This is a genomic window from Pseudomonas sp. 22072 (assembly GCF_052046095.1).
Taxonomy (GTDB): Bacteria; Pseudomonadota; Gammaproteobacteria; order Pseudomonadales; family Pseudomonadaceae; genus Aquipseudomonas; species Aquipseudomonas paracarnis.
This window is the reverse complement of sequence record NZ_JBQEQE010000005.1, coordinates 218,098-237,206: the sequence shown is the minus strand read 5'-3', so window position 1 is coordinate 237,206 and position 19,109 is coordinate 218,098. Positions and strand designations below refer to the sequence as shown.

Annotated in this window: 17 protein-coding genes; 9 read left to right on the top strand and 8 right to left on the bottom strand. The window is 61.6% G+C overall.

From position 1 onward, the window contains the following. Position 1 precedes the first annotated feature (1 nt). Positions 2 to 781: an IclR family transcriptional regulator gene (locus ACTJLA_RS07755; protein ID WP_054897733.1), complete on the bottom strand. Its 780-nt coding sequence runs from the start codon at positions 779 to 781 to the stop codon at positions 2 to 4. Between the two features lie 120 nt (positions 782 to 901). Here ACTJLA_RS07755 and hmgA point away from each other — a divergent pair, with 120 nt between their 5' ends. From hmgA to ACTJLA_RS07735, 4 genes are all read left to right on the top strand, one after another. Beyond that, positions 902 to 2,185 (top strand): homogentisate 1,2-dioxygenase, encoded by a 1,284-nt coding sequence (gene hmgA, locus ACTJLA_RS07750; RefSeq protein WP_054897734.1) that lies wholly within the window; start codon positions 902 to 904, stop codon positions 2,183 to 2,185. A 3-nt stretch (positions 2,186 to 2,188) separates the two neighbouring features. Continuing rightward, complete coding sequence (gene fahA / locus ACTJLA_RS07745) at positions 2,189 to 3,475, top strand: fumarylacetoacetase (RefSeq protein WP_072447551.1); 1,287 nt, start codon at positions 2,189 to 2,191, stop codon at positions 3,473 to 3,475. A 12-nt stretch (positions 3,476 to 3,487) separates the two neighbouring features. Beyond that, positions 3,488 to 4,123 (top strand): maleylacetoacetate isomerase, encoded by a 636-nt coding sequence (maiA, locus tag ACTJLA_RS07740; RefSeq protein ID WP_072447553.1) that lies wholly within the window; start codon positions 3,488 to 3,490, stop codon positions 4,121 to 4,123. A gap of 147 nt (positions 4,124 to 4,270) precedes the next feature. Then, complete coding sequence (locus tag ACTJLA_RS07735) at positions 4,271 to 5,587, top strand: MFS transporter (protein WP_252950688.1); 1,317 nt, start codon at positions 4,271 to 4,273, stop codon at positions 5,585 to 5,587. Positions 5,588 to 5,686: 99 nt separating this feature from the next. Here ACTJLA_RS07735 and ACTJLA_RS07730 read toward each other — a convergent pair whose 3' ends face one another. Then, complete coding sequence (locus ACTJLA_RS07730; RefSeq protein ID WP_054921083.1) at positions 5,687 to 6,490, bottom strand: SirB1 family protein; 804 nt, start codon at positions 6,488 to 6,490, stop codon at positions 5,687 to 5,689. Positions 6,491 to 6,677: 187 nt separating this feature from the next. Here ACTJLA_RS07730 and ACTJLA_RS07725 point away from each other — a divergent pair, with 187 nt between their 5' ends. Further along, positions 6,678 to 7,697, top strand: a complete 1,020-nt coding sequence (locus tag ACTJLA_RS07725) for a Glu/Leu/Phe/Val dehydrogenase family protein (protein ID WP_034128675.1) — start codon at positions 6,678 to 6,680, stop codon at positions 7,695 to 7,697. 55 nt (positions 7,698 to 7,752) lie between these two features. Here the strand turns inward: ACTJLA_RS07725 and ACTJLA_RS07720 are convergent, their stop codons facing one another. Continuing rightward, the gene (locus tag ACTJLA_RS07720) at positions 7,753 to 8,013 is read right to left on the bottom strand and encodes a YebG family protein (protein ID WP_003188807.1); all 261 of its coding nucleotides are present in this window, start codon (positions 8,011 to 8,013) and stop codon (positions 7,753 to 7,755) included. A 417-nt stretch (positions 8,014 to 8,430) separates the two neighbouring features. On the opposite strand from ACTJLA_RS07720, the gene ACTJLA_RS07715 reads away from it, so the two are divergent. Next, the gene (locus ACTJLA_RS07715) at positions 8,431 to 8,919 is read left to right on the top strand and encodes a phosphate-starvation-inducible protein PsiE (protein ID WP_014717052.1); all 489 of its coding nucleotides are present in this window, start codon (positions 8,431 to 8,433) and stop codon (positions 8,917 to 8,919) included. On the opposite strand, the gene ACTJLA_RS07710 is transcribed toward ACTJLA_RS07715, so the two are convergent. The 3 genes from ACTJLA_RS07710 to ACTJLA_RS07700 form a co-directional block, all read right to left on the bottom strand. Next, positions 8,916 to 9,233 (bottom strand): DUF3509 domain-containing protein, encoded by a 318-nt coding sequence (locus ACTJLA_RS07710; RefSeq protein WP_034128674.1) that lies wholly within the window; start codon positions 9,231 to 9,233, stop codon positions 8,916 to 8,918. The genes ACTJLA_RS07715 and ACTJLA_RS07710 overlap by 4 nt on opposite strands. Positions 9,234 to 9,498: 265 nt before the next feature. Next, on the bottom strand, positions 9,499 to 10,788 hold the full coding sequence (locus ACTJLA_RS07705) for a serine/threonine transporter (RefSeq protein ID WP_314547896.1): 1,290 nt from the start codon (positions 10,786 to 10,788) through the stop codon (positions 9,499 to 9,501). Between the two features lie 61 nt (positions 10,789 to 10,849). Then, entirely contained in the window at positions 10,850 to 12,226 is a 1,377-nt protein-coding gene (locus ACTJLA_RS07700; protein ID WP_034128672.1) for an L-serine ammonia-lyase, read from the bottom strand. Between the two features lie 137 nt (positions 12,227 to 12,363). Here ACTJLA_RS07700 and ACTJLA_RS07695 point away from each other — a divergent pair, with 137 nt between their 5' ends. Further along, entirely contained in the window at positions 12,364 to 13,311 is a 948-nt protein-coding gene (locus ACTJLA_RS07695; RefSeq protein WP_054897740.1) for a LysR substrate-binding domain-containing protein, read from the top strand. A gap of 213 nt (positions 13,312 to 13,524) precedes the next feature. After that, a complete protein-coding gene (locus tag ACTJLA_RS07690; protein WP_003188815.1) occupies positions 13,525 to 13,935 on the top strand; it encodes an HPF/RaiA family ribosome-associated protein in 411 nt (136 codons plus the stop codon). 56 nt (positions 13,936 to 13,991) lie between these two features. On the opposite strand, the gene ACTJLA_RS07685 is transcribed toward ACTJLA_RS07690, so the two are convergent. Beyond that, on the bottom strand, positions 13,992 to 15,503 hold the full coding sequence (locus tag ACTJLA_RS07685) for an MFS transporter (RefSeq protein ID WP_314547900.1): 1,512 nt from the start codon (positions 15,501 to 15,503) through the stop codon (positions 13,992 to 13,994). Positions 15,504 to 15,607: 104 nt separating this feature from the next. Here ACTJLA_RS07685 and ACTJLA_RS07680 point away from each other — a divergent pair, with 104 nt between their 5' ends. Then, positions 15,608 to 16,480, top strand: coding sequence for a LysR family transcriptional regulator (locus ACTJLA_RS07680; RefSeq protein ID WP_054897742.1), 873 nt, complete (start codon positions 15,608 to 15,610; stop codon positions 16,478 to 16,480). 132 nt (positions 16,481 to 16,612) lie between these two features. On the opposite strand, the gene fecA is transcribed toward ACTJLA_RS07680, so the two are convergent. Further along, positions 16,613 to 18,949 carry a TonB-dependent Fe(3+) dicitrate receptor FecA gene (gene fecA / locus ACTJLA_RS07675; protein WP_259038596.1) on the bottom strand — a complete coding sequence of 779 codons (2,337 nt, stop codon included), beginning with the start codon at positions 18,947 to 18,949 and terminating at the stop codon, positions 16,613 to 16,615. Between the last annotated feature and the right edge of the window lie 160 nt (positions 18,950 to 19,109).

Sequence of the window (19,109 nt, the reverse complement as noted above, 5' to 3'; positions counted from 1 at the left end):
TTCAGGGCTGATAGCCCATCCGCCAACTCACGGCCCGGGTCGCCGCCAGCAAGTGCTGCGCCGCCGGGCCATCTTCATCGGCATGGAAAAGCGAGGTTGGGCCGACCACGGTCATCACCGCCGCGACTTGCCCGACCGCATTGAACACCGGCGCCGACAACGCATCCACGCCGGGCATCAGCAGGCCATGTACAAAGTGCAGGCCGCGGCTGCGGATTTGCTCGCACACGCTGGCATAGGCCTGATCGTCCGCCAAGGTGTGAGCGGTGCCGGCTTGAACCTCGCGTTCGCGCAGCTCCACGGTTTCCCGCGACGGCAAGTAGGCGCTGAACACCAGCCCGGTGGACGAACTGAGCAGCGGCAACACCGAGCCCAACTGCGTCACCACGGTGACGGCGCGCACTGCCGGCTCAATCTGCACCACGGTCGCGCCCTGGTTGCCCCACACCGCCAGAAAGCAGGTTTCATTCAACTCATCGCGCAGTTCGGCCAGGGGCATGGCGCCGACTTTCAACACATCCATGCTGCCCAGCGCCGCCAGCCCCACGCGCAACGCTTCGCGGCCCAGGCCGTAATGGTTGGTGGCGCTGTTCTGTTCGGCAAAACCCGAGGCGATCAGCGCCTGCAAATAGCGGTGGACCTTGCTCGCCGGCATCTGCACATGCTCGGCCAGGCGTGACAGCGAGGTGGCCGGGGACAGTTCGGCCAGGGCCTTGAGAATATCGGTGCCGACTTCCGCCGAGCGGACTTTCTGTTTACCGGTGTCGCGGGGCTTTTCCATGGAAGGGCGAGAATCCGAGAGATGAATGGGCGTCTTTATAGCTTGACGGTCGACAGTGATCAAATTACGTTGTGCGTAACTGGATTACGATAAAAACAACTTCTGCACAGAGGAAGATCCATGGACCTCGAATACCTGTCGGGTTTCGGCAACGAATTCGCCAGCGAAGCCTTGCCTGGCGCGCTGCCGGTCGGCCAGAACTCGCCGCAAAAAGCCCCCTACGGGCTCTACACCGAACTGTTTTCCGGCACTGCCTTCACCATGGCGCGTAGCGAAGCCCGGCGCACCTGGTTGTACCGCATCCAGCCGTCCGCCAATCACCCGGCGTTCGTCAAACTTGCGCGGCAATTGGCCGGTGGCCCGCTGGGGGCGGTGACGCCCAACCGCCTGCGCTGGAACCCGCTGGATATTCCGAGTGAACCCACGGACTTTATCGATGGACTGGTCGGCATGGTTGCCAACTCGGGGTCGGAAAAACCTTCGGGCATCAGCATTTATAACTACCGCGCCAATCGTTCCATGGAGCGCGTGTTCTTCAACGCCGACGGCGAGTTGCTGATCGTGCCGGAGCAGGGCCGCTTGCGCATCGCCACCGAACTGGGCGTGCTGGATGTCGAGCCGCTGGAAATCGTGGTGCTGCCCCGTGGCCTCAAGTTCCGTGTCGAACTGCTGGACGCGCAAGCCCGCGGCTACGTCGCTGAAAACCATGGCGCCCCGCTGCGCCTGCCTGACCTGGGGCCGATTGGCAGCAACGGCCTGGCTAACCCGCGCGATTTCCTCACGCCCGTCGCCCGTTACGAAGACCTCAAGCAACCGACCACGCTGGTACAGAAATTCCTCGGCGAACTGTGGGCCTGCGAGCTGGATCACTCACCGCTCAACGTGGTCGCCTGGCACGGTAATAACGTGCCGTACAAATACGACCTGCGTCGCTTCAACACCATTGGCACGGTGAGTTTTGACCATCCGGATCCGTCGATCTTCACCGTGCTGACCTCGCCCACCAGCGTGCACGGCCTGGCCAACCTCGACTTCGTGATCTTCCCGCCGCGCTGGATGGTGGCCGAGAACACCTTCCGGCCGCCGTGGTTCCATCGCAACCTCATGAACGAATACATGGGCCTGATCCAGGGCGCCTACGATGCCAAGGCCGAAGGCTTCCTGCCGGGCGGCGCGTCGCTGCACAGTTGTATGAGCGCCCACGGCCCGGATGGCGAAACTTGCACCAAGGCCATCAACGTGGACCTGGCGCCGCACAAGATCGATAACACCATGGCCTTCATGTTCGAGACCAGCCAAGTGCTGCGTCCGACCCAGTTCGCCCTGGAGTGCCCCCAACTGCAACCTGCTTACGACGCGTGCTGGGCCTCGCTGCCCGCCACCTTCAACCCGAACCGGAGATAACCCATGACTCAACCAACGCAGACCCGCAGCTGGGTGGCCTCGGCCAATGGTCACGCGGATTTCCCCCTGCAAAACCTGCCCCTGGGCGTGTTCAGTATCAACGGCTCGGCCCCGCGCAGTGGCGTGGCGATTGGCGACATGATCCTCGACCTGCACGCCGCGCTGGATGAGTTTGACGGTGACGCCCGGCGCGCCGTCGAAGCCACTGCGGGCGGGCAGTTGAACGCGTTTTTCGAACTGGGCCGTGGGCCTCGCGTTGCCCTGCGCCAGCGCCTGCTGGAACTGCTGGCCGAAGGCAGCAAGCTGCAAACCCGCGAGGCGCAAGTGCTGCACCGTGCCGCCGATTGCCAGATGCACCTGCCGGCCAAGATCAATGACTACACCGACTTCTACGTCGGCATCGAGCACGCGCAAAACGTCGGCAAATTGTTCCGCCCCGATAACCCGCTGTTGCCGAACTACAAGTACGTGCCGATTGGTTACCACGGCCGTGCCTCGACCATTCGTCCCTCGGGTACAGAGGTGCGACGCCCTAAGGGCCAGACCTTGCCAGCCGGTCAGTCCGAGCCGACCTTTGGCCCATGCGCGCGCCTGGACTATGAGTTGGAGCTGGGCATCTGGATCGGCCAGGGCAATGCCATGGGCGATGCGATTGCCATTGGTGATGCCGCCGAGCATATCGCCGGTTTCTGCCTGCTCAACGACTGGTCGGCGCGGGATATCCAGGCCTGGGAGTACCAGCCGCTGGGGCCGTTCTTGTCGAAAAGCTTTATCACCAGCATCTCGCCGTGGGTGGTGACTGCCGAAGCCTTGGAGCCTTTCCGCAAAGCCCAGCCGCCGCGCCCTGAAGGTGATCCGCAACCGCTGCCTTACCTGCTGGATAAGCGCGATCAGAACGCGGGCGCTTTTGATATCGAACTGGAAGTGCTGCTCACCACGGCCTCGATGCGTGAGCAAAACCTGCCCGCCCATCGCCTGACCCTGAGCAACACCGAGCATATGTACTGGACCGTGGCGCAAATGGTGGCGCACCACAGCGTCAATGGCTGCCAGTTGCAGGCGGGTGACCTGTTTGGTTCGGGCACGTTGTCTGGCCCGCAGCCGGGGCAGTTCGGCAGCCTGTTGGAAATTACCGAAGGCGGCAAGAAGCCGATTGAATTGGCCTCCGGCGAGGTACGTAAATTCCTTGAAGACGGCGACGAAATCATTCTGCGTGCCCGTTGCAGCCGCGAGGGCTTTGCCTCCATCGGCTTCGGCGAATGCCGCGGTACCGTGGTCGCGGCGCGCTGAGAGGGCAGGGCCATGGAACTCTATACTTACTACCGTTCCACCGCGTCGTATCGAGTACGTATTGCCCTGGCCCTCAAAGGCCTGGATTTCACCGCGCTGCCGGTCAACCTGCTGGTGCCGGCAGGCGGCGCCAACCGCCAGCCTGAATACCTGGCGATCAACCCCCAAGGGCGCGTGCCGGCGTTGCGTACTGATGAAGGGGCGTTGTTGATCCAGTCACAGGCGATCATCGAGTACCTGGAAGAGCGTTATCCCCAGGTGCCGATGTTCTCCAGGGATTTGCTCGCCAGGGCTCATGAGCGGGCGGTGGCGTCGATCATCGCCTGTGATATCCACCCGTTGCATAACTCCAGCACCCAGAACTTGCTGCGCAAGTGGGGGCACGATGAGGCGCAATTGCTGGAGTGGATCGGGCACTGGATCAGCCAGGGCCTGGGCGCTGTGGAGCAGTTGATTGGCGACACAGGGTTTTGCTTTGGCGAGCAGCCGGGCTTGGCCGATGCGTTTCTGATCCCGCAGTTGTATGCGGCCGAGCGCTTCAAGGTGCCCTTGGCGGCATACCCACGCATTGGGCGGGTGGCGGCGTTGGCGGCCCAACATCCAGCCTTCATGCAGGCCCACCCCGCCAATCAACCTGACACCCCCTGAACCCCCTGTAATGATCGTTCCTACGCTCAGCGTGGGAACGCCTCATGTGGCGCTCTGCGTCACGGCTCTAAAAACGGACGCGGAGCATCCAGGGCTGTATGCCCACGCAGAGCGTGGGAACAATCATAAAAAAACAGGTACCTAGCGATGCACAATCAGATTGCCAGCTTTCGTGCGGCACTCGACGCCCGTCCGGTGTCGCGCTACCAATGGTTGATTCTCCTGCTGCTGGCACTGTTACTGGTCACCGATGGCTATGACGCCCAGGTGCTGGGCTATGTAGTGCCGGCGCTGGCCCAGGATTGGGGCCTGGAAAAGTCCGCGTTTGGCCCCGTGTTCAGCGCCAACCTGCTGGGCCTCACCCTGGGCTCGCTGTTGGTGACACCGCTGGCGGATCGGTTCGGCGTGCGACGTATCCTGCTGGCATGCGTGCTGATCTACGCCAGCCTCACGGTACTGATGGTGTTCGCCAATTCCCTGACCACGTTGATGGCGGCGCGGTTTATCTGCGGCATTGGCATGGGCGGTGCGATGCCCAGTGCCATGGCATTGATGTCTGAATACTCGCCGCCGCGGATGCGCACCTTGATGGTGACCCTGGCGGCCTGCGGCTTCTCGTTCGGCGGCGCAGCAGGCGGCTTTGTGGCGGCCGGGTTTATCGATGGTTTTGGTTGGCAGGCTGTGTTCCTGGCGGGTGGTGTGACGCCGCTGCTGCTGTTCCCGTTCCTGGTGTGGCTGTTGCCCGAATCCTTGCCGCGCCTGTTGCGCGATGCGCCGCCGTATCTGCGTTTGCGCAAAGTCACGGCGCGGATGCTGCCCGATTGGCAACCGCCACCGGCGACCGAAGCTGAAAACTTGCAGGAGCAGGGCAGCAAACTGACGGTGGTGGAGCTGTTTCGCAACGGCTACGCGCGCCCGACGCTGCTGATCTGGGCGACTTTCTTTGTCAGCCTGATCCTGCTGTATTTCATGATCAGTTGGTTGCCGTCGCTATTGCTCGAAAGCGGCCTGGCGTTGAACGAAGCCAACCTGGTCACCTCCATGTTCCTGTTCGCTGGCACCTTGGGCGCCATCCTCATGGCCTGGTTTGCCGACCGTCTGAAAAGCAAAGTGCGGTTGCTGTCCGGCGTGCTGGCGGCGGCAGCGCTGTGCACCATCCTGCTGGGCTTGAACCACGACAACCCACGCTACCTGGTGGCCTGCGTGTTTGCAGCAGGGTTCTGCATCATCGGCGGGCAACTGACCCTCAATGCCTTCGCGAGCAACTTCTACCCGGCGCACGTGCGCGCCACCGGCACGGGTTGGGCGTTGGGTGTGGGGCGATTCGGATCGATTCTGGGACCGCTGTTTGGCAGCCTGCTGCTGGCGATGCATATACCGGTCGAGCAGATTTTCTTCTTCTGCGCGATTCCGGCGGTGATTGCAGCGTTGTTGATTATTCAGGTGCGGGCGCCTTCACTGTAGGAGCGAGCTTGCTCGCGAAGGCCGCAAGGACAGCGCGTTAAACCAGGATGCCTGCGTTATCGTTCACGTTCTTCGCGAGCAAGCTCGCTCCTACAGGGGTCAGTGCACCACTGAGTTGGGCGGCAGGTGCCCCAGCCGCTCGGTCAGGCGCAGGCGCTGAATCGGGTCGTCGCTGAGCAGCAGGGCGTGTTCCAGGTCGAAGCGTTCGGCGCTGGGGCAGTCCAGGCGTTGATACAGGCTGGCCCGCGCCAGGTAGTCGGAGGCGCTGGCGTTGCCCAGTTCCAGTACGCGCTCGGCGTCCACCAGGGCGGCCAGTGGCTCGTCGTTGGCAAGGTAGAGTTGGCGCAGGTTGCGCGACAGCCGTTGCAGGATGGCCCGTGGCTCGGCGGTCAGCAGGTGATCGGCCTGCAATTTCAGCTTCGCCCCGTACTGGCGCGCCAGCAACTCGCGACAGTCGTTGGGGTACAGGCGCCGGCCGCCGCAAGGGTCCAACAGGTGGTCGGCTCCCGGTACCCGCAGCAGGAAGTGCCCAGGGAAGTTCACGCCGACCAGGGGGATATCCAGGCGCCGTGCCATCTCCAGTGCGATCAGGCCCATGGCCAAGGGTTGCCCGCGTTTGCGTTGCAGCACTTTGTCCAGCAGCGCGGCGGCGGGGCGCAACGGCGTGTGGTCATCCTGGGCAAACCCCAGGTCATTCATGCGCCGCAGCAGCGGCTGGCCGAGTTCATCCGCCGGTAGCAGGGGCATGCCCAGGCTGACCTGTTGTTGTAGCGCGCCAAGGTCGTGCAGGATCAACGCCGGCTGCACGCTGGCGTCATGCTCGGCAGCAATCCACAGCGCGGCCTCAAACAGCGCGGGGGGTGAACGGTCCAGGCAGGCGAAAAAGGCGGTGCGGGGATTCATTGAGTTCTCCGGCATATGCCCCCGTTTTAGCCTTGCTGCGAATTTTCGTCCAGCATCTTGAGAGATATCCCACGCTCTTATGTCGTAGATCCCACGAAAACGCGCGGCTTATTCCAGCGCAATCCAGCAGTTTTCTGCCGCAAGCCTATACTTGGCCCACTACCAGAAGTGATTCGGGAGCCCATTGATGTTTGCGCTCATGCACAGCACCCGCCTTGAATCGCTGCACCTGAGCGTTGATCCGGTGACCGGCTTGAAGGCGATCATCGCCATCCACAACAGTCGCCTGGGCCCAGCGTTGGGTGGCTGTCGCTACCTGGCTTACCCTAATGATGAAACCGCCGTGGCCGATGCTGCGCGGCTGGCCCAAGGTATGAGCTACAAAGCCGCGCTGGCCGGACTGCCGGTGGGCGGCGGCACGGCGGTGATCATCCGCCCCGTGCACGTGGAAAGCCGTGCGGCGCTGTTCGAGGCGTTTGGCCGTTGTGTGGAAAAACTCGACGGCCGCTTCATCACCTCGATCGACAGCGGTACCTCGGTCGCCGACATGGACTGCATTGCCCAGAACACTCGCTTTGTCACCAGCACCACCGCCGCCGGAGACCCTGCACCTCATGCTGCCATGGGGGTGTTTGCCGGTATCCGCACTACCGCCATGGCGCGCCTGGGCAGCGACAACCTCGAGGGCCTGCGCGTCGCGGTGCAAGGCCTGGGGAATGTCGGTTATGCCCTGGCCGAACAATTGCACGCCGCCGGTGCCGAGCTGCTGGTCAGCGACATCGACCACGGCAAGGTGCAACTGGCCATGGAGCAACTGGGTGCCCACCCGATTGCCAACGACGCCTTGCTCAGCACGCCCTGCGACATCCTCGCACCGTGCGGCGTGGGCGCCGTATTCAACCGTAACAGCGTCGGCCAGTTGCGTTGCGCCGCCGTGGCGGGTTCGGCCAGCGCTCAACTGACCAACCTGGACATCGCCGACCAATTGGAAGGCCGCGGCATCCTCTACGCACCGGACTATGTGATCAACTCTGGCGGGCTGATCTACGTCGCCCTCAAACACGCCGGTACCGACCTGCCAGGCATCACCGCGCACCTGTCGAACATCGGCAGCCGCCTGACCGAAATCTTTGCCCACGCCCAAGCCGAAAAACGCTCCCCCGCGCGGGTGGCCGATGAACTGGCCGAACGCTTGCTGTACAAATAGGCCAGGCATTAAAAAGGCCCTGAATCCATGATTCAGGGCCTGTTCAATTCGGGCTTTACTCCGCCGCCGGGTTCAGCAACTCGGACAATGCGTCCGGTTGGCTCTTGAACGCCTTGGCAAATACATCACGGTTCTTCGCCATGTAGATCCCGGCTTCTTCCACCTGCTGCTCGCTCAACGACGGCACGGCTTTTTGCAACACCTCTGCCAGCAACTCAGCGAGTTCAAGCATCTTGTCATGACGGTCAGCTTCGGCTTTATCCATGAACAAACGCTCCAGATCTCGGCTGCTGCGGTATACCACTTCGACGGCCATTCACCACCTCACATGCCTTCACGATAGTTGTCTTTTGCGACTACTGTATTTATATACAGCGAAAAGGATAAGCCAAACGTCGGGGTTTGGGTAGTAGGTTTTTAATGTAGTTGGGAAATAGGGGGCTGAACCGGAAATTTCGCACGGCACGCTGAGGTCGATGGTCGATCGTTCCCACGCTCCGCGTGGGAATGCATCCCATGACGCTCCGCGTCACCCACGAGCAGGTCTGAGGGACGCGGAGCGTCCCAGGCGGGGTTCCCACCCGGAGCGTGGGAACGATCGGGGGGTAATTTAAGTGCCTCGTGTCACACGGCCACCATCTTATTTCCCAGCCCTGGCCTTTTTTCTGCATGCAGAACAACCGTCACGTCCACCCCGCATTATCCGGTCGAGCCGACCTAAGGAAGCATCATCGTGAAAATCAATTGGGCCGAAAGGCTGCGTCAGCAAGTACACGGGCTGGCCGAGTCGCTGGGTAATCTGTTTGTCGAGTCGTTCCATTACCTGGCGCTGTTCGCCATTGGTGCGGTGACCGCCTGGGCGGCGGTGATGGAATTTCTGGGGATGCTGGAGAACGGGCACATCAAGATCGATGACATCTTGCTGTTGTTCATCTACCTGGAATTGGGCGCGATGGTCGGGATTTACTTCAAGACCAACCACATGCCGGTGCGCTTTCTGATCTACGTGGCAATCACCGCGCTCACGCGTTTGCTGATCTCCAACGTGTCCCACCACAACCCGCCGGACCTGGGCATCATCTACCTGTGCGGCGGTATTTTGCTGTTGGCGTTTGCGATCCTGGTGGTGCGCTATGCGTCGTCGGCCTTCCCTTCGGTGAAGGTCGAAAGCCCGCGTCGCAAGGGCGAAGCGAGCCTTGAGACCGAGAAAGGCGAGCTTTAAAGCCCGACGCTGAAGGGCAGGGTACGGGCGGGCGGTCGCTGCAGGAGTTTGTGGCTGTCGCCGTCCGTCATCAGCTCCAGGATTTCCACGGCGCTGTGGCCCTGTTCGATGGCGATGCCGAACTGGATGCTTTGCACCAGGCGCCTGAGGCGTTGCGGGTCGTTGCGTTGTTCGGCGCTGATCATGCGCTTGGCCACTACGCCAGTCTCGTCAGAGAGGGTGAGCATGATGCTGCCGTCCAGCCGTTGGATGCTCAGGTTGACGCGGTATTGGGGGCTGAACGTGTCGGTGATGATCTGAAAAGGATTGTCCATGGTGCGTTACCGCCTGATAAGAACATGCAGTCATTGACGGCCGGTGTCGGGATTAGTTCGCATCGCCTGACCACTGGCCAAATTCCGTTTTCCTCAAAAGTTCTACAGCAAAGGCCGTGCCGTACAGCGATTTACCCGGCACAGAAATCCAAATCTGGGAGCGGGCTTGCCCGCGATTGCGGTGTATCAGCCAATCAATAGTTGGCTGAATGATCGCTATCGCGGGCAAGCCCGCTCCCACATTGGATGTATGTCGTGAGCTAATTCAGGGCATTACGGAAAAAACGATCGCAGACAGCGCAATCAGCCCGATCACCACCACAAATACATTGGATGCCTGGCCTGAATACTGGCGCAAAGATGGCACTCGGCGGATGGCGTACATCGGCATCAGGAACAGCAGGCACGCGATGATCGGCCCGCCCATGGTTTCGATCATGCCCAGGATGCTCGGGTTGAAGGTGGCCACGGCCCAGCAGGTCAGCACCATGAACAACGCGGTGCAGCGTTCCAGCCATTTCGCCGACATCGAACGGTTGCGCCCACGCAGGGATTTGACGATCAGCCCCTGGAAGCCTTCGCTGGCACCAATGTAGTGACCCAGGAAGGACTTGGTAATCGCCACCAGCGCGATCAACGGTGCGGCGTAGGCAATCACCGGCGTCTGGAAGTGGTTGGCCAGGTACGACAGGATCGAGATGTTCTGCGCCTTGGCAGCGGCCAGGTCAGCCGGTGACAGCGCCAGCACGCAGCTGAAGCAGAAGAACATCACGGTCAGCACCATCATGCCGTGGGCGGTGGCCAGGATGCCGCTGCTTTTGCGCTCGGCCTGGGCGCCGTAGACGCGCTTCTGGTCCACGGCAAAGGCGGAGATGATCGGCGAATGGTTGAACGAGAACACCATCACCGGGATCGCCAGCCACAGCGTTTTGAAGAACAGCGGCAGCGGCATGCCTTCGCTGGCCGAGGCGAAGAACGCGCCGTTCCAGTTGGGAATCAGGCTGAATGCCAGCAGCAGCAAGGCGGCAACGAAGGGGTACACCAGCACGCTCATGGCCTTGACGATCACGCCCTGGCCACAGCGCACAATGGCCATCAGGCCGAGGATCAGCACCAGCGACAGAATCGCCCGTGGCGGCGGCGCCATGTGCAATTGGTGCTCCATGAAACTGCCCAGGGTGTTGGTCAGCGCCACGCTGTACACCAGCAGGATCGGGAAGATCGCAAAGAAATACAGCAGGGTGATCAGCTTGCCGGCGCCGACACCAAAGTGTTCCTCGACCACTTCGGTGATGTCGCCGGATTTGCCCGACAGCACAAAGCGCGTCAGCCCACGGTGGGCGAAGAAGGTCATCGGAAATGCCAGCAATGCCAGCACGATCAGAGGCCAGAAGCCGCCTACGCCGGCATTGATCGGCAGGAACAGGGTGCCCGCGCCGATGGCGGTGCCATAGAGGCCGAGCATCCAGGTGGTATCGTGTTTGGTCCAGCCGGTGGTTACTGTGCTTTCTCTGACATCGGGATTTTCGGCAGCAGGTGTACGTACATCATTCATCGGTATTGCCTCGTTATTATTTTTGCGCGGGCTCACGTTGGGGCGGGTAGCAGTGCTCCGATCAGCACTCCACCCAGCTGACCGCCAGGCCGCCCCGTGAAGTTTCTTTGTATTTGTCATGCATATCGGCGCCGGTATCGCGCATGGTGCGGATGACCCGGTCGAGGGAGATGAAGTGTTTGCCGTCGCCGCGCAGGGCCATCTGCGTGGCGTTGATCGCCTTGACCGCCGCAATGGCATTGCGCTCGATGCAGGGCACCTGTACCAGGCCACCGACCGGGTCGCAGGTCAGGCCGAGGTTGTGTTCCAGGCCGATTTCGGCGGCGTTTTCCAGTTGCTCCGGGGTGGCCCCGAGGATATCGGCCAGGCCGGCAGCGGCCATGGCGCAGGCCGAGCCCACCTCGCCCTGGCAGCCGACTTCGGCGCCGGAGATGGAGGCGTTTTTCTTGCAGAGGATGCCGACGGCAGCGGCGGCCAGGAAGAAATTGACCACGTCGTCGTCAGACGCGTCGGCGTTGAATTTCATGTAGTAATGCAGCACTGCCGGGATAATTCCGGCCGCGCCATTGGTCGGGGCGGTGACCATGCGCCCGCCGGCGGCGTTTTCTTCGTTGACGGCGAGGGCGAACAGGTTGACCCATTCCATCGCCGACAAGGTCGAGGTGATCACGTTAGGCTTGCCGATTTCCAACAGGTTGCGATGCAACTTCGCGGCGCGACGGGGCACATCCAGGCCACCGGGCAGGATGCCTTCATCGCGCAGGCCCTGTTCCACGCACTCGCGCATCACCGACCAGATATGCAGCAGGCCGCTGCGGATCTCTTCGTCGCTGCGCCACGCCCGTTCGTTGGCCATCATCAGTTCGGATACCCGCAGGCCGTGCTTGTTGCACAAGGCCAACAGTTCTACGGCACTGGAAAAGTCGTAGGGCAATTGCACGTCGCTGGTCGGCGCAATGCCTGATGCAGCTTCGGCGGCTTCGATGATGAAACCACCGCCCACCGAGTAATAGGTTTGTTCGCTCAGCAGGCCGCTGTCGCCATAGGCGTGCAAGGACATGGCGTTGGGGTGGTACGGCAGGCTTTCGTCCAGCAGCAGCAAGTCGGTGTGCCAGTTGAAAGCAATTGCCTGAGAGCCCGCCAGCAGCAATTGGCCGGACTCGCGCAGTTGCTGGATACGCGCATTGATCGAGGTGGGGTCGACGCGGTCTGGCCATTCACCCATCAAGCCCATGACACAGGCGCGGTCGGTGGCATGGCCAACACCGGTAGCGGACAGCGAGCCATACAGGCGCACTTCGACGCGACGGGTTTGGCTGAGCAAATGCAGGTCGGTCAGGGCTTGGGCGAATGTCGCGGCAGCGCGCATCGGGCCGACGGTGTGGGAACTGGAAGGGCCGATGCCCACCTTGAATAGATCGAAAACACTGATAGCCATGCTAAAGCCTTACAAGCAATGGAGTAGAAATCGCTGCCATGTTTTGTAGAGCAGGCGGAATTGGCGCGATACTGAGCCTCTGGATCAGTACTGACCAACGAATTATCCTAAGACACCCTTTAGCAGGACTAAACGCTATGACTCGCCCCCTCCACGGCCAGACCTATGTCTGGCTGCATGTGTTTTCCTGCGCTGCGCGGCATCTATCGTTCACCCGCTGCGCCGAAGAACTGCACATCACGCCGGGAGCGGTGAGCCAACAAATTCGCCAGTTAGAAGAGCGCCTGGGCTTTCGACTGTTTCATCGGCGTGCGCGAGGCGTTGAACTCAGCGCCGAGGGGCAGCGCCTGGCGGCCGTTGTGGGGGAGGCTTATGGCAGCATTGATGCCGAACTGCAGCGCCTGGACGCCGGGATGATCAGCGGCACCTTGCGCCTGCGTTCGATCCCCTCGTTTCTGGGCAAGTGGCTGACCCCGCGTCTGCCGCGTTTTCAGCAGCGTTTTCCGGACATTCAACTGCGCATGGTCGCCGAAGACAGCAGCATCGCCCTGCATGAAGGCGACTTCGACCTGGCCATCGACCTCAACGACGGCAGCTACCCTGGCTTGTTATCCACAGCCCTGTTGGACGAACAGATATTCCCGGTGTGCGCCCCCAGCCTGTTGCGTGGCCGCCCACCCTTGCATGGCCCGGCGGATCTGGCGCATTTCCCGCTGCTGCACGACATCACGGCCTGGCGTGGGAGTTATGAATATGCCGAGTGGGAGTTTTACCTCAATGCCATCGGCTACCACGGTGCCGACGTACGACGCGGGCACACCTTCAACCGCAACCACTTGACCATCGAAGCCGCCATCGCCGGCATGGGCGTGGCGATTGCGCGGCGCACCTTGCTGAACGATGAGCTGGAGCGCGGCACCTTGATCGTGCCGTTCGGCCTGGCCGTGCCCAACCATAAACGCTACGTGCTGCTGTATGCGCCGGGCGCGTTGAACCATCCGGGCGTGCGTGCGGTGCATGACTGGCTGGTGGAGGAAGCGGGTATTTTTCGCAGCTTGCACCCGTTGGGAGAGGGGCAATTGTGAGGAAAACAGAACGTAAGAAGTTGTAACTAACTCCCCACCCTACCAGCGTTTTTGCTCGTCGTCAGGGTTAATTTGTAATGTAGGATTTATCTTTGCAAAGGGGTTGAAATGTTTCAGCAGGTGCTCAATTGTGTAATCAAGAGGTCATGGTTTCACCACCCCGGTGTTGCAGTTTGTGACCTCTGGCGAGCTAGCTGAAATAAGGGAAGAACTATGCAAATCCAAGTCAATAGCGATAACCATATTGAAAGCAGCATCCGACTGGAGGAGTGGGTACGTACTACCATTGAGAGCACGCTCGAACGCTATGAAGAAGACCTGACCCGTGTAGAGGTCTACCTGCGGGACGAGAACGGCGACAAGCCCGGCCCCCACGATTTGAGTTGCCGTCTGGAAGCACGGCCAAAGGGCCATCAACCAGTTTCCGTGTGCCATAAAGCCGATACGCTGGAGCAAGCGATCGATGGCGCCGCAGTCAAGCTCGACCACGCACTGGAACATCTGTTTGGCAAACTGCAAGGCAAGCCGCGCGCTGCCGGTAAAAACCAGCCAATCAACAAAGTGAACGAAGACGCTTTGGAAGAGGAATTCCTGGAAAACGAAAACGCTGCCATTAACGGCTGATTGTTTTTTCATTCCCCCACTGAAAACGGGCCTGCACATGCAGGCCCGTTTTTCGTTCAGCGCTCACGCCGGAAGAAATGCCGGCTCAGCAGCGCCAGCCCGCAGGCGCCCAACCCCGCAAACAGCATGGCCCAGCCGGCGCCGCTGCGCAGTGCTGTTTGCGCATCCAGGATGGTCAGCCCCGGGGCATCCAACTTGCCGGCGGCAATATGCTGGCTGAGGCTTGCCCACTCCATTGCCGTGCTGTCAGGCAGCACATGGGCCAGGTTGTGGCTGATCCCTAACAACAACACAAGGCCCATCAGCGCGATATTGAGCGCCAGGGTGATCAGCCGTGCGCTGAAGTCGATGCCCGAGGCCATGCCTGCGCGGTCATTCGAGACGGCGCCGGTGGTGGTGTTGGTGGTCGGCGAATTGGTCAACGCCAGTCCGATACCGGCGATCACGCAACTGAGCAGCACCAGCGCCACGTTGGGTTGTTCGGCGTAATTAACGGCGGCCATTCCCATGAACCCTGCGCCCATTACCCCCAGGCCCAGGGGAATGATGCGTTCGGCGCCAAAGCGTAGGGCCAGGCGTTCGGCCAGCGGCGGTACCAGCAAAGTCGGCAAGGTGTAGGCGAGCAAGGCGGCGCCTGTGGTCAGCGTGTCGTAACCCAGGCCCGCCTGGAAGTACAACGGCAGGTAAATCATGAACGGCCAGAAGCTGAAGTTCATGCCGATCGAGCCCATCAACGCGCCATTGAAACGTTGGATGCGGAACACCGAGAAGTCGAACATCGGATGGGCGCTGCGCCGCTCAATCAAGATAAACAGCAGCAGCCCGAAGACCGACAAACCAGCCCAGCCGAGCATCGCCGGGGCGCCAAAGCCGATTTCGCTGCCCTGGGTGATGAAATAAACCAGCGCAAACACCGTGAGTGTCATGGTTAGCATGCCGGCGATGTCGAGGCGATGGTTGGCCGGGTCGCGGGATTCCTGCACGCTGATGTGCAACAACGCCAAGGTGAGCAGGGTCAGCGGTACATGCACCAGGAACACCCAGCGCCAGTCCGCCACGGCCAGGATCATGGCTCCCACCATCGGTCCGAAACCCAGGCCCACGCCAGCGATCACGCCCCATATCGCAAAGGCCCGCGCACGCGCCGCCGGTTCGCGGAACTGATGGGACAAGATCGCAAATTGGCAAATCATCATGGCCCCGGCGCCAATGCCCTGGACGAAACGCGCCGCGATCACTGTCGGCGCATCGTTGGCCAAGCCACAGGCCAGCGAGGCCAGGGCGAATACCCACAGACACACCACCAGCACACGCCGACGACCGAAGCGATCCGCCAAGGTCCCCGCCGCCATCAGCACGCTGGTGCAGGCCAGAGTGTAGGCATTCATGATCCATTGGGCGTCTTGAAAACCCGTGCCCAGTTCCTGTTCCAGCGTCGGCAGGATGACCGGCACGCTGGAGATTTCCAGGCCGAACATCAGGGCCACCAGGCAGACGGCGGTGAGGGCCAGGCCGTTCCTGGCGGTGCGCGGGGGAGTGAGGGCCGAGAGTGCGCCGGCGCGGGGCATACGACATTCCTTTCGAAAGCGAGAGGGGCTATTCTCTCGGGAATCAGGTTCTTTATTGGCGATAATTTTTCCGTTAACAAGGGAATACAGGGCGACAATTAAGCATGGCTACCCCACGTTTTGATGGTGTCGAACTCTTTCTGCAGATTGTTGAAAGCGGCAACCTCACCGAAGCCGCCGAACGCCTGAACCTCACGCGTTCTGCGGTGGGCAAGGGCCTGGCGCGTCTGGAGGCGCGCCTGGGCACGTGCCTGTTACAGCGTTCCACCCGGCGCCAGCGGTTGACCGAGGACGGGCAGGCGTACTACGAGCATTGCCTGCGCGCATTGGCAGAGCTGGAGGCCGCCGAGTCCGTGTTGGAAAGCGGCCGCCAGCAACCTCGGGGGCGTTTGCGAGTGAGCGTGCCCCTGGCGTTTGGGCATCACTATGCCGCGCCAGCGTTGTGGGCCTTGCTGGATCGTTATCCGGAACTGGAAATCGACCTTTGTTTTTCCGACCGCATGATCGACTTGGTGCAGGAGGGCTTCGATATGGCCGTGCGCATCGGCCCGTTGCCCGACACCGACCGCCTGAGCGCACGGCGCCTGGGTCAGCAGGTCATGGGGCTGGCAGCGTCGCCGGCGTATTTGCAGCGCAAGGGTGCTATTGGCAGTATCGAAGACCTGGCCGCTCATCGTGGCATTGCCTACCGCAGCAACACCGCGCAGCGCTCGCGCCTGGCTTCGCCCTTGATCGTGGACGACCTCCAGGCGGTAGCCGATGCCGCCATCGCGGGCGTAGGCCTGGCCTGGTTGCCGAGTTGGTTGATTGCCCACTATGCGCTGCGCGGGCAGTTGCAGGCCGTGCTGCCCAGCTACCGTGAGCAACCTGCGCCGATCCATGTGATCTGGCCGACGGCGGCGCATATGCCGGCCAAGACGCGGTGTGCCATTGACGCGTTGGTGGCGGCCACCCCGAGTTGCCTGGCGGGCAGTTAGATCCTGAACATACTGAAAACCATCTGTAGGAGCGAGCTTGCTCGCGAAAAACGTCAACGATAACGCGTGTTTGCTGAATGAACGCGGCGCCTGTGAGTTTTTCGCGAGCAAGCTCGCTCCTACAAAATACAGTTAGAACGCGATAGAGGTTTGTACATACACCGTACGCGGCTCACCCACGTACTTGCCCTTGTTGTTGTCATCGAACGAGCGGGTGTAGTACTGCTTGTTGAAGATGTTCTTCACCCCCACCGCCACATTCAAGTCCGACAACTGCGGGCCGAAATCGTAGGCTGCGCGGCTGCTGAACAGCATGTAGCCGGGGATGCGCCCATTGGCACCGTCGGCGCTTTCGGCCTGGGTGTTGGCGTTGTCGGCGAACTGGCTGCTCTGGTAACTGCTGTCCACATTCAGCTTCCAAGGGCCTTCGGTGTAACCCACGCCGAGGGTGCCTTTGTGCTTGGAGGAGAAGGGCACGCGGTTGCCTTTGTTGGGGCCGTCTTCGCGGATGGTCGCATCCACATAGGCGTAGGTGGCGTACACATCGAAGCCGGCCAGTGCGGGGCTCAGGCCGTCGAGGGCGTAGTTGATGCTCGACTCGATGCCTTGGTGGCGAGTTTCACCGCGGGCGATCACGGTGTCGTTGGTCTGGTTGCTGTCGTACTGGTTGTCGAAGTTGATCAGGAATGCGCCGATTTCTGCGCGCAAGCTGCCGTTGTCGTAGCGCGTGCCGAGTTCCCAGGTGCGGGCTTTTTCCGGTTTCACTTCGCCACTGTTCACACGGTTGGGCATCTGGCTGTACTGCACGCTGCCGAACGAGCCTTCGGTGTTGGCGTAGAGGTTCCAATCATCGGTGAGGTGATAGAGCACGTTCAGCGCTGGCAGTGCGGTGTTGTAGTCGCCCTTGTATTTGACGTTGCTCAGGTTGTTAGTCTGCTGGGACTCGATCATCTCGTAGCGAATGCCTGGGGTGATGGTCCACTTGCCGATGTCGATGCGGTCGTCGATGAAGAACGCATTGGCTTCGGTGCCGCCGCGCGTGTCGCGGTCGTTGCGGCTGTTGGTGGTGGGGATTTGCTGGTTGACGGCAATCGGCGTGCGGTAGCGCAGCTCGTGGCCGGCTTCATTGATGTAGCGGTAGCCAACACCCACTTCGTGGCTGGTGGGGCCGAAGTCGAAGCCCTGGGCGAAGCGCGTTTCCAGGCCACGTACCCAATATTCCCGTGGCGACAGCGACAGGAAGCTGCCTTGGTCCAGGTAGCCGCTGCGCAGGGTCTTGGTGAAGAAACTGTTGACCGTGAATTCGCGGCGGTCCTGCTCGTAGCGATAGCCCACATTGAACATCGTGCGGCGGCCCCAGAACTTGTCATACGGGCGGGTGGACTGGTACGGATCAGCCTTGTAGTCCTTGACGTTCAAACCGCCCGGCATGTCGGCCTGGCCTTCGTAGTACTGCGCCATGGCGTTGAAGCTATTGGCGTCGTCCAACTGGTATTTGCCCTTGAGGATCAGGTCGTCGATGCGCGTGTTGCTGTTTTCGCGCCAGTCGCCGCCGCGGGTGCCGGAGTACAGCAGCGCGCCACCCAACCCATTGTCGGCGGTGCCGCCAGCCAGCAAGTTGCCGGTGGTCTTGAAGCCGTCGTGGCTGGAGGAGGGGCTGGTCTCGGTCTGCAAACCACCCTTGACCGTCGGCGCATCCGGGATGGCACGGGTGACGAAGTTGACGATGCCACCGACGTTTTGCGGGCCATAGCGCACCGCACCGCCGCCACGTACTACATCCACCGCGTCCATATTGCCCATGCTGATCGGCGCGAAGGAGAGTTGCGGCTGGCCGTAAGGCGCGAAGGGCACCGGGATGCCATCCATCAGCACGGTGGAGCGCGACGCCAGGCGCGGGTTGAGCCCGCGAATGCCGAAGTTCAGTGCCATGTCGTGGCTACCGGTGCCGTTGTTGTCCGGGGCGTTGACGCCAGGGATGCGGTTGAGCACATCGCGGGCCTGGGTGGCGCCCTGGCGTTCGAATTCTTCACGGCGGATCACATCTCGGGCGCCGGGGTGTTCGAACACGTTGGTTTGCGCCGCGTCACCGAGCCAGTCGCCGACCACGTTGGAGGTCTGCAACTCCAGTGTGGAGGGGGCGCCGGCCGGTTGCAGGCTGTAGGCGTTATCCCCCTCGGCGCGGGCTTGCAGGCCGGTGCCCTCCAGTAGTTTTTGCAGGCCCTCGGCAGTGCTGTAGCTGCCCGATAACCCAGGGCTTTGCATCCCTGCCGTCACGGCGGAGCCGAAGGACACCAGTACGCCGGCTTCGCGACCGAATTGATTCAGGGCCGCTTCCAGGGTGGTCGGGGCGATATGGTACGCCTTGGCGTCGGCTGCCATCACCGCCGGCAGTGTGGTCAGGCTGAGACTGGCACCGAGCAGGAGTTGGCGCAGTGTACGGGCGAGAAGCGTCGGGTGCTGGGGCATGAAGGGCGGTCCTGAGAAGGAAGGATCAAGGTGGCTTTCCTTCTCTGTCACGCCAGGTGCGGAAAACGGCTCACAGCTGCAAAAAATATTTCGAGCTCACCGCCCACTGTAGGAGCGAGCTTGCTCGCGAAGGTCGTCAACGATCACGCGGGTTGTCTGG

Excerpts from the sequence above, each read along its gene's own strand:
- ACTJLA_RS07755 (WP_054897733.1), bottom strand. The coding sequence starts at position 781 with ATGGAAAAGCCCCGCGACACCGGTAAACAGAAAGTCCGCTCGGCGGAA.
- hmgA (WP_054897734.1), top strand. The coding sequence starts at position 902 with ATGGACCTCGAATACCTGTCGGGTTTCGGCAACGAATTCGCCAGCGAA.
- fahA (WP_072447551.1), top strand. The coding sequence starts at position 2,189 with ATGACTCAACCAACGCAGACCCGCAGCTGGGTGGCCTCGGCCAATGGT.
- maiA (WP_072447553.1), top strand. The coding sequence starts at position 3,488 with ATGGAACTCTATACTTACTACCGTTCCACCGCGTCGTATCGAGTACGT.
- ACTJLA_RS07735 (WP_252950688.1), top strand. The coding sequence starts at position 4,271 with ATGCACAATCAGATTGCCAGCTTTCGTGCGGCACTCGACGCCCGTCCG.
- ACTJLA_RS07730 (WP_054921083.1), bottom strand. The coding sequence starts at position 6,490 with ATGAATCCCCGCACCGCCTTTTTCGCCTGCCTGGACCGTTCACCCCCC.
- ACTJLA_RS07725 (WP_034128675.1), top strand. The coding sequence starts at position 6,678 with ATGTTTGCGCTCATGCACAGCACCCGCCTTGAATCGCTGCACCTGAGC.
- ACTJLA_RS07720 (WP_003188807.1), bottom strand. The coding sequence starts at position 8,013 with ATGGCCGTCGAAGTGGTATACCGCAGCAGCCGAGATCTGGAGCGTTTG.
- ACTJLA_RS07710 (WP_034128674.1), bottom strand. The coding sequence starts at position 9,233 with ATGGACAATCCTTTTCAGATCATCACCGACACGTTCAGCCCCCAATAC.
- ACTJLA_RS07705 (WP_314547896.1), bottom strand. The coding sequence starts at position 10,788 with ATGAATGATGTACGTACACCTGCTGCCGAAAATCCCGATGTCAGAGAA.
- ACTJLA_RS07700 (WP_034128672.1), bottom strand. The coding sequence starts at position 12,226 with ATGGCTATCAGTGTTTTCGATCTATTCAAGGTGGGCATCGGCCCTTCC.
- ACTJLA_RS07695 (WP_054897740.1), top strand. The coding sequence starts at position 12,364 with ATGACTCGCCCCCTCCACGGCCAGACCTATGTCTGGCTGCATGTGTTT.
- ACTJLA_RS07690 (WP_003188815.1), top strand. The coding sequence starts at position 13,525 with ATGCAAATCCAAGTCAATAGCGATAACCATATTGAAAGCAGCATCCGA.
- ACTJLA_RS07685 (WP_314547900.1), bottom strand. The coding sequence starts at position 15,503 with ATGCCCCGCGCCGGCGCACTCTCGGCCCTCACTCCCCCGCGCACCGCC.
- ACTJLA_RS07680 (WP_054897742.1), top strand. The coding sequence starts at position 15,608 with ATGGCTACCCCACGTTTTGATGGTGTCGAACTCTTTCTGCAGATTGTT.
- fecA (WP_259038596.1), bottom strand. The coding sequence starts at position 18,949 with ATGCCCCAGCACCCGACGCTTCTCGCCCGTACACTGCGCCAACTCCTG.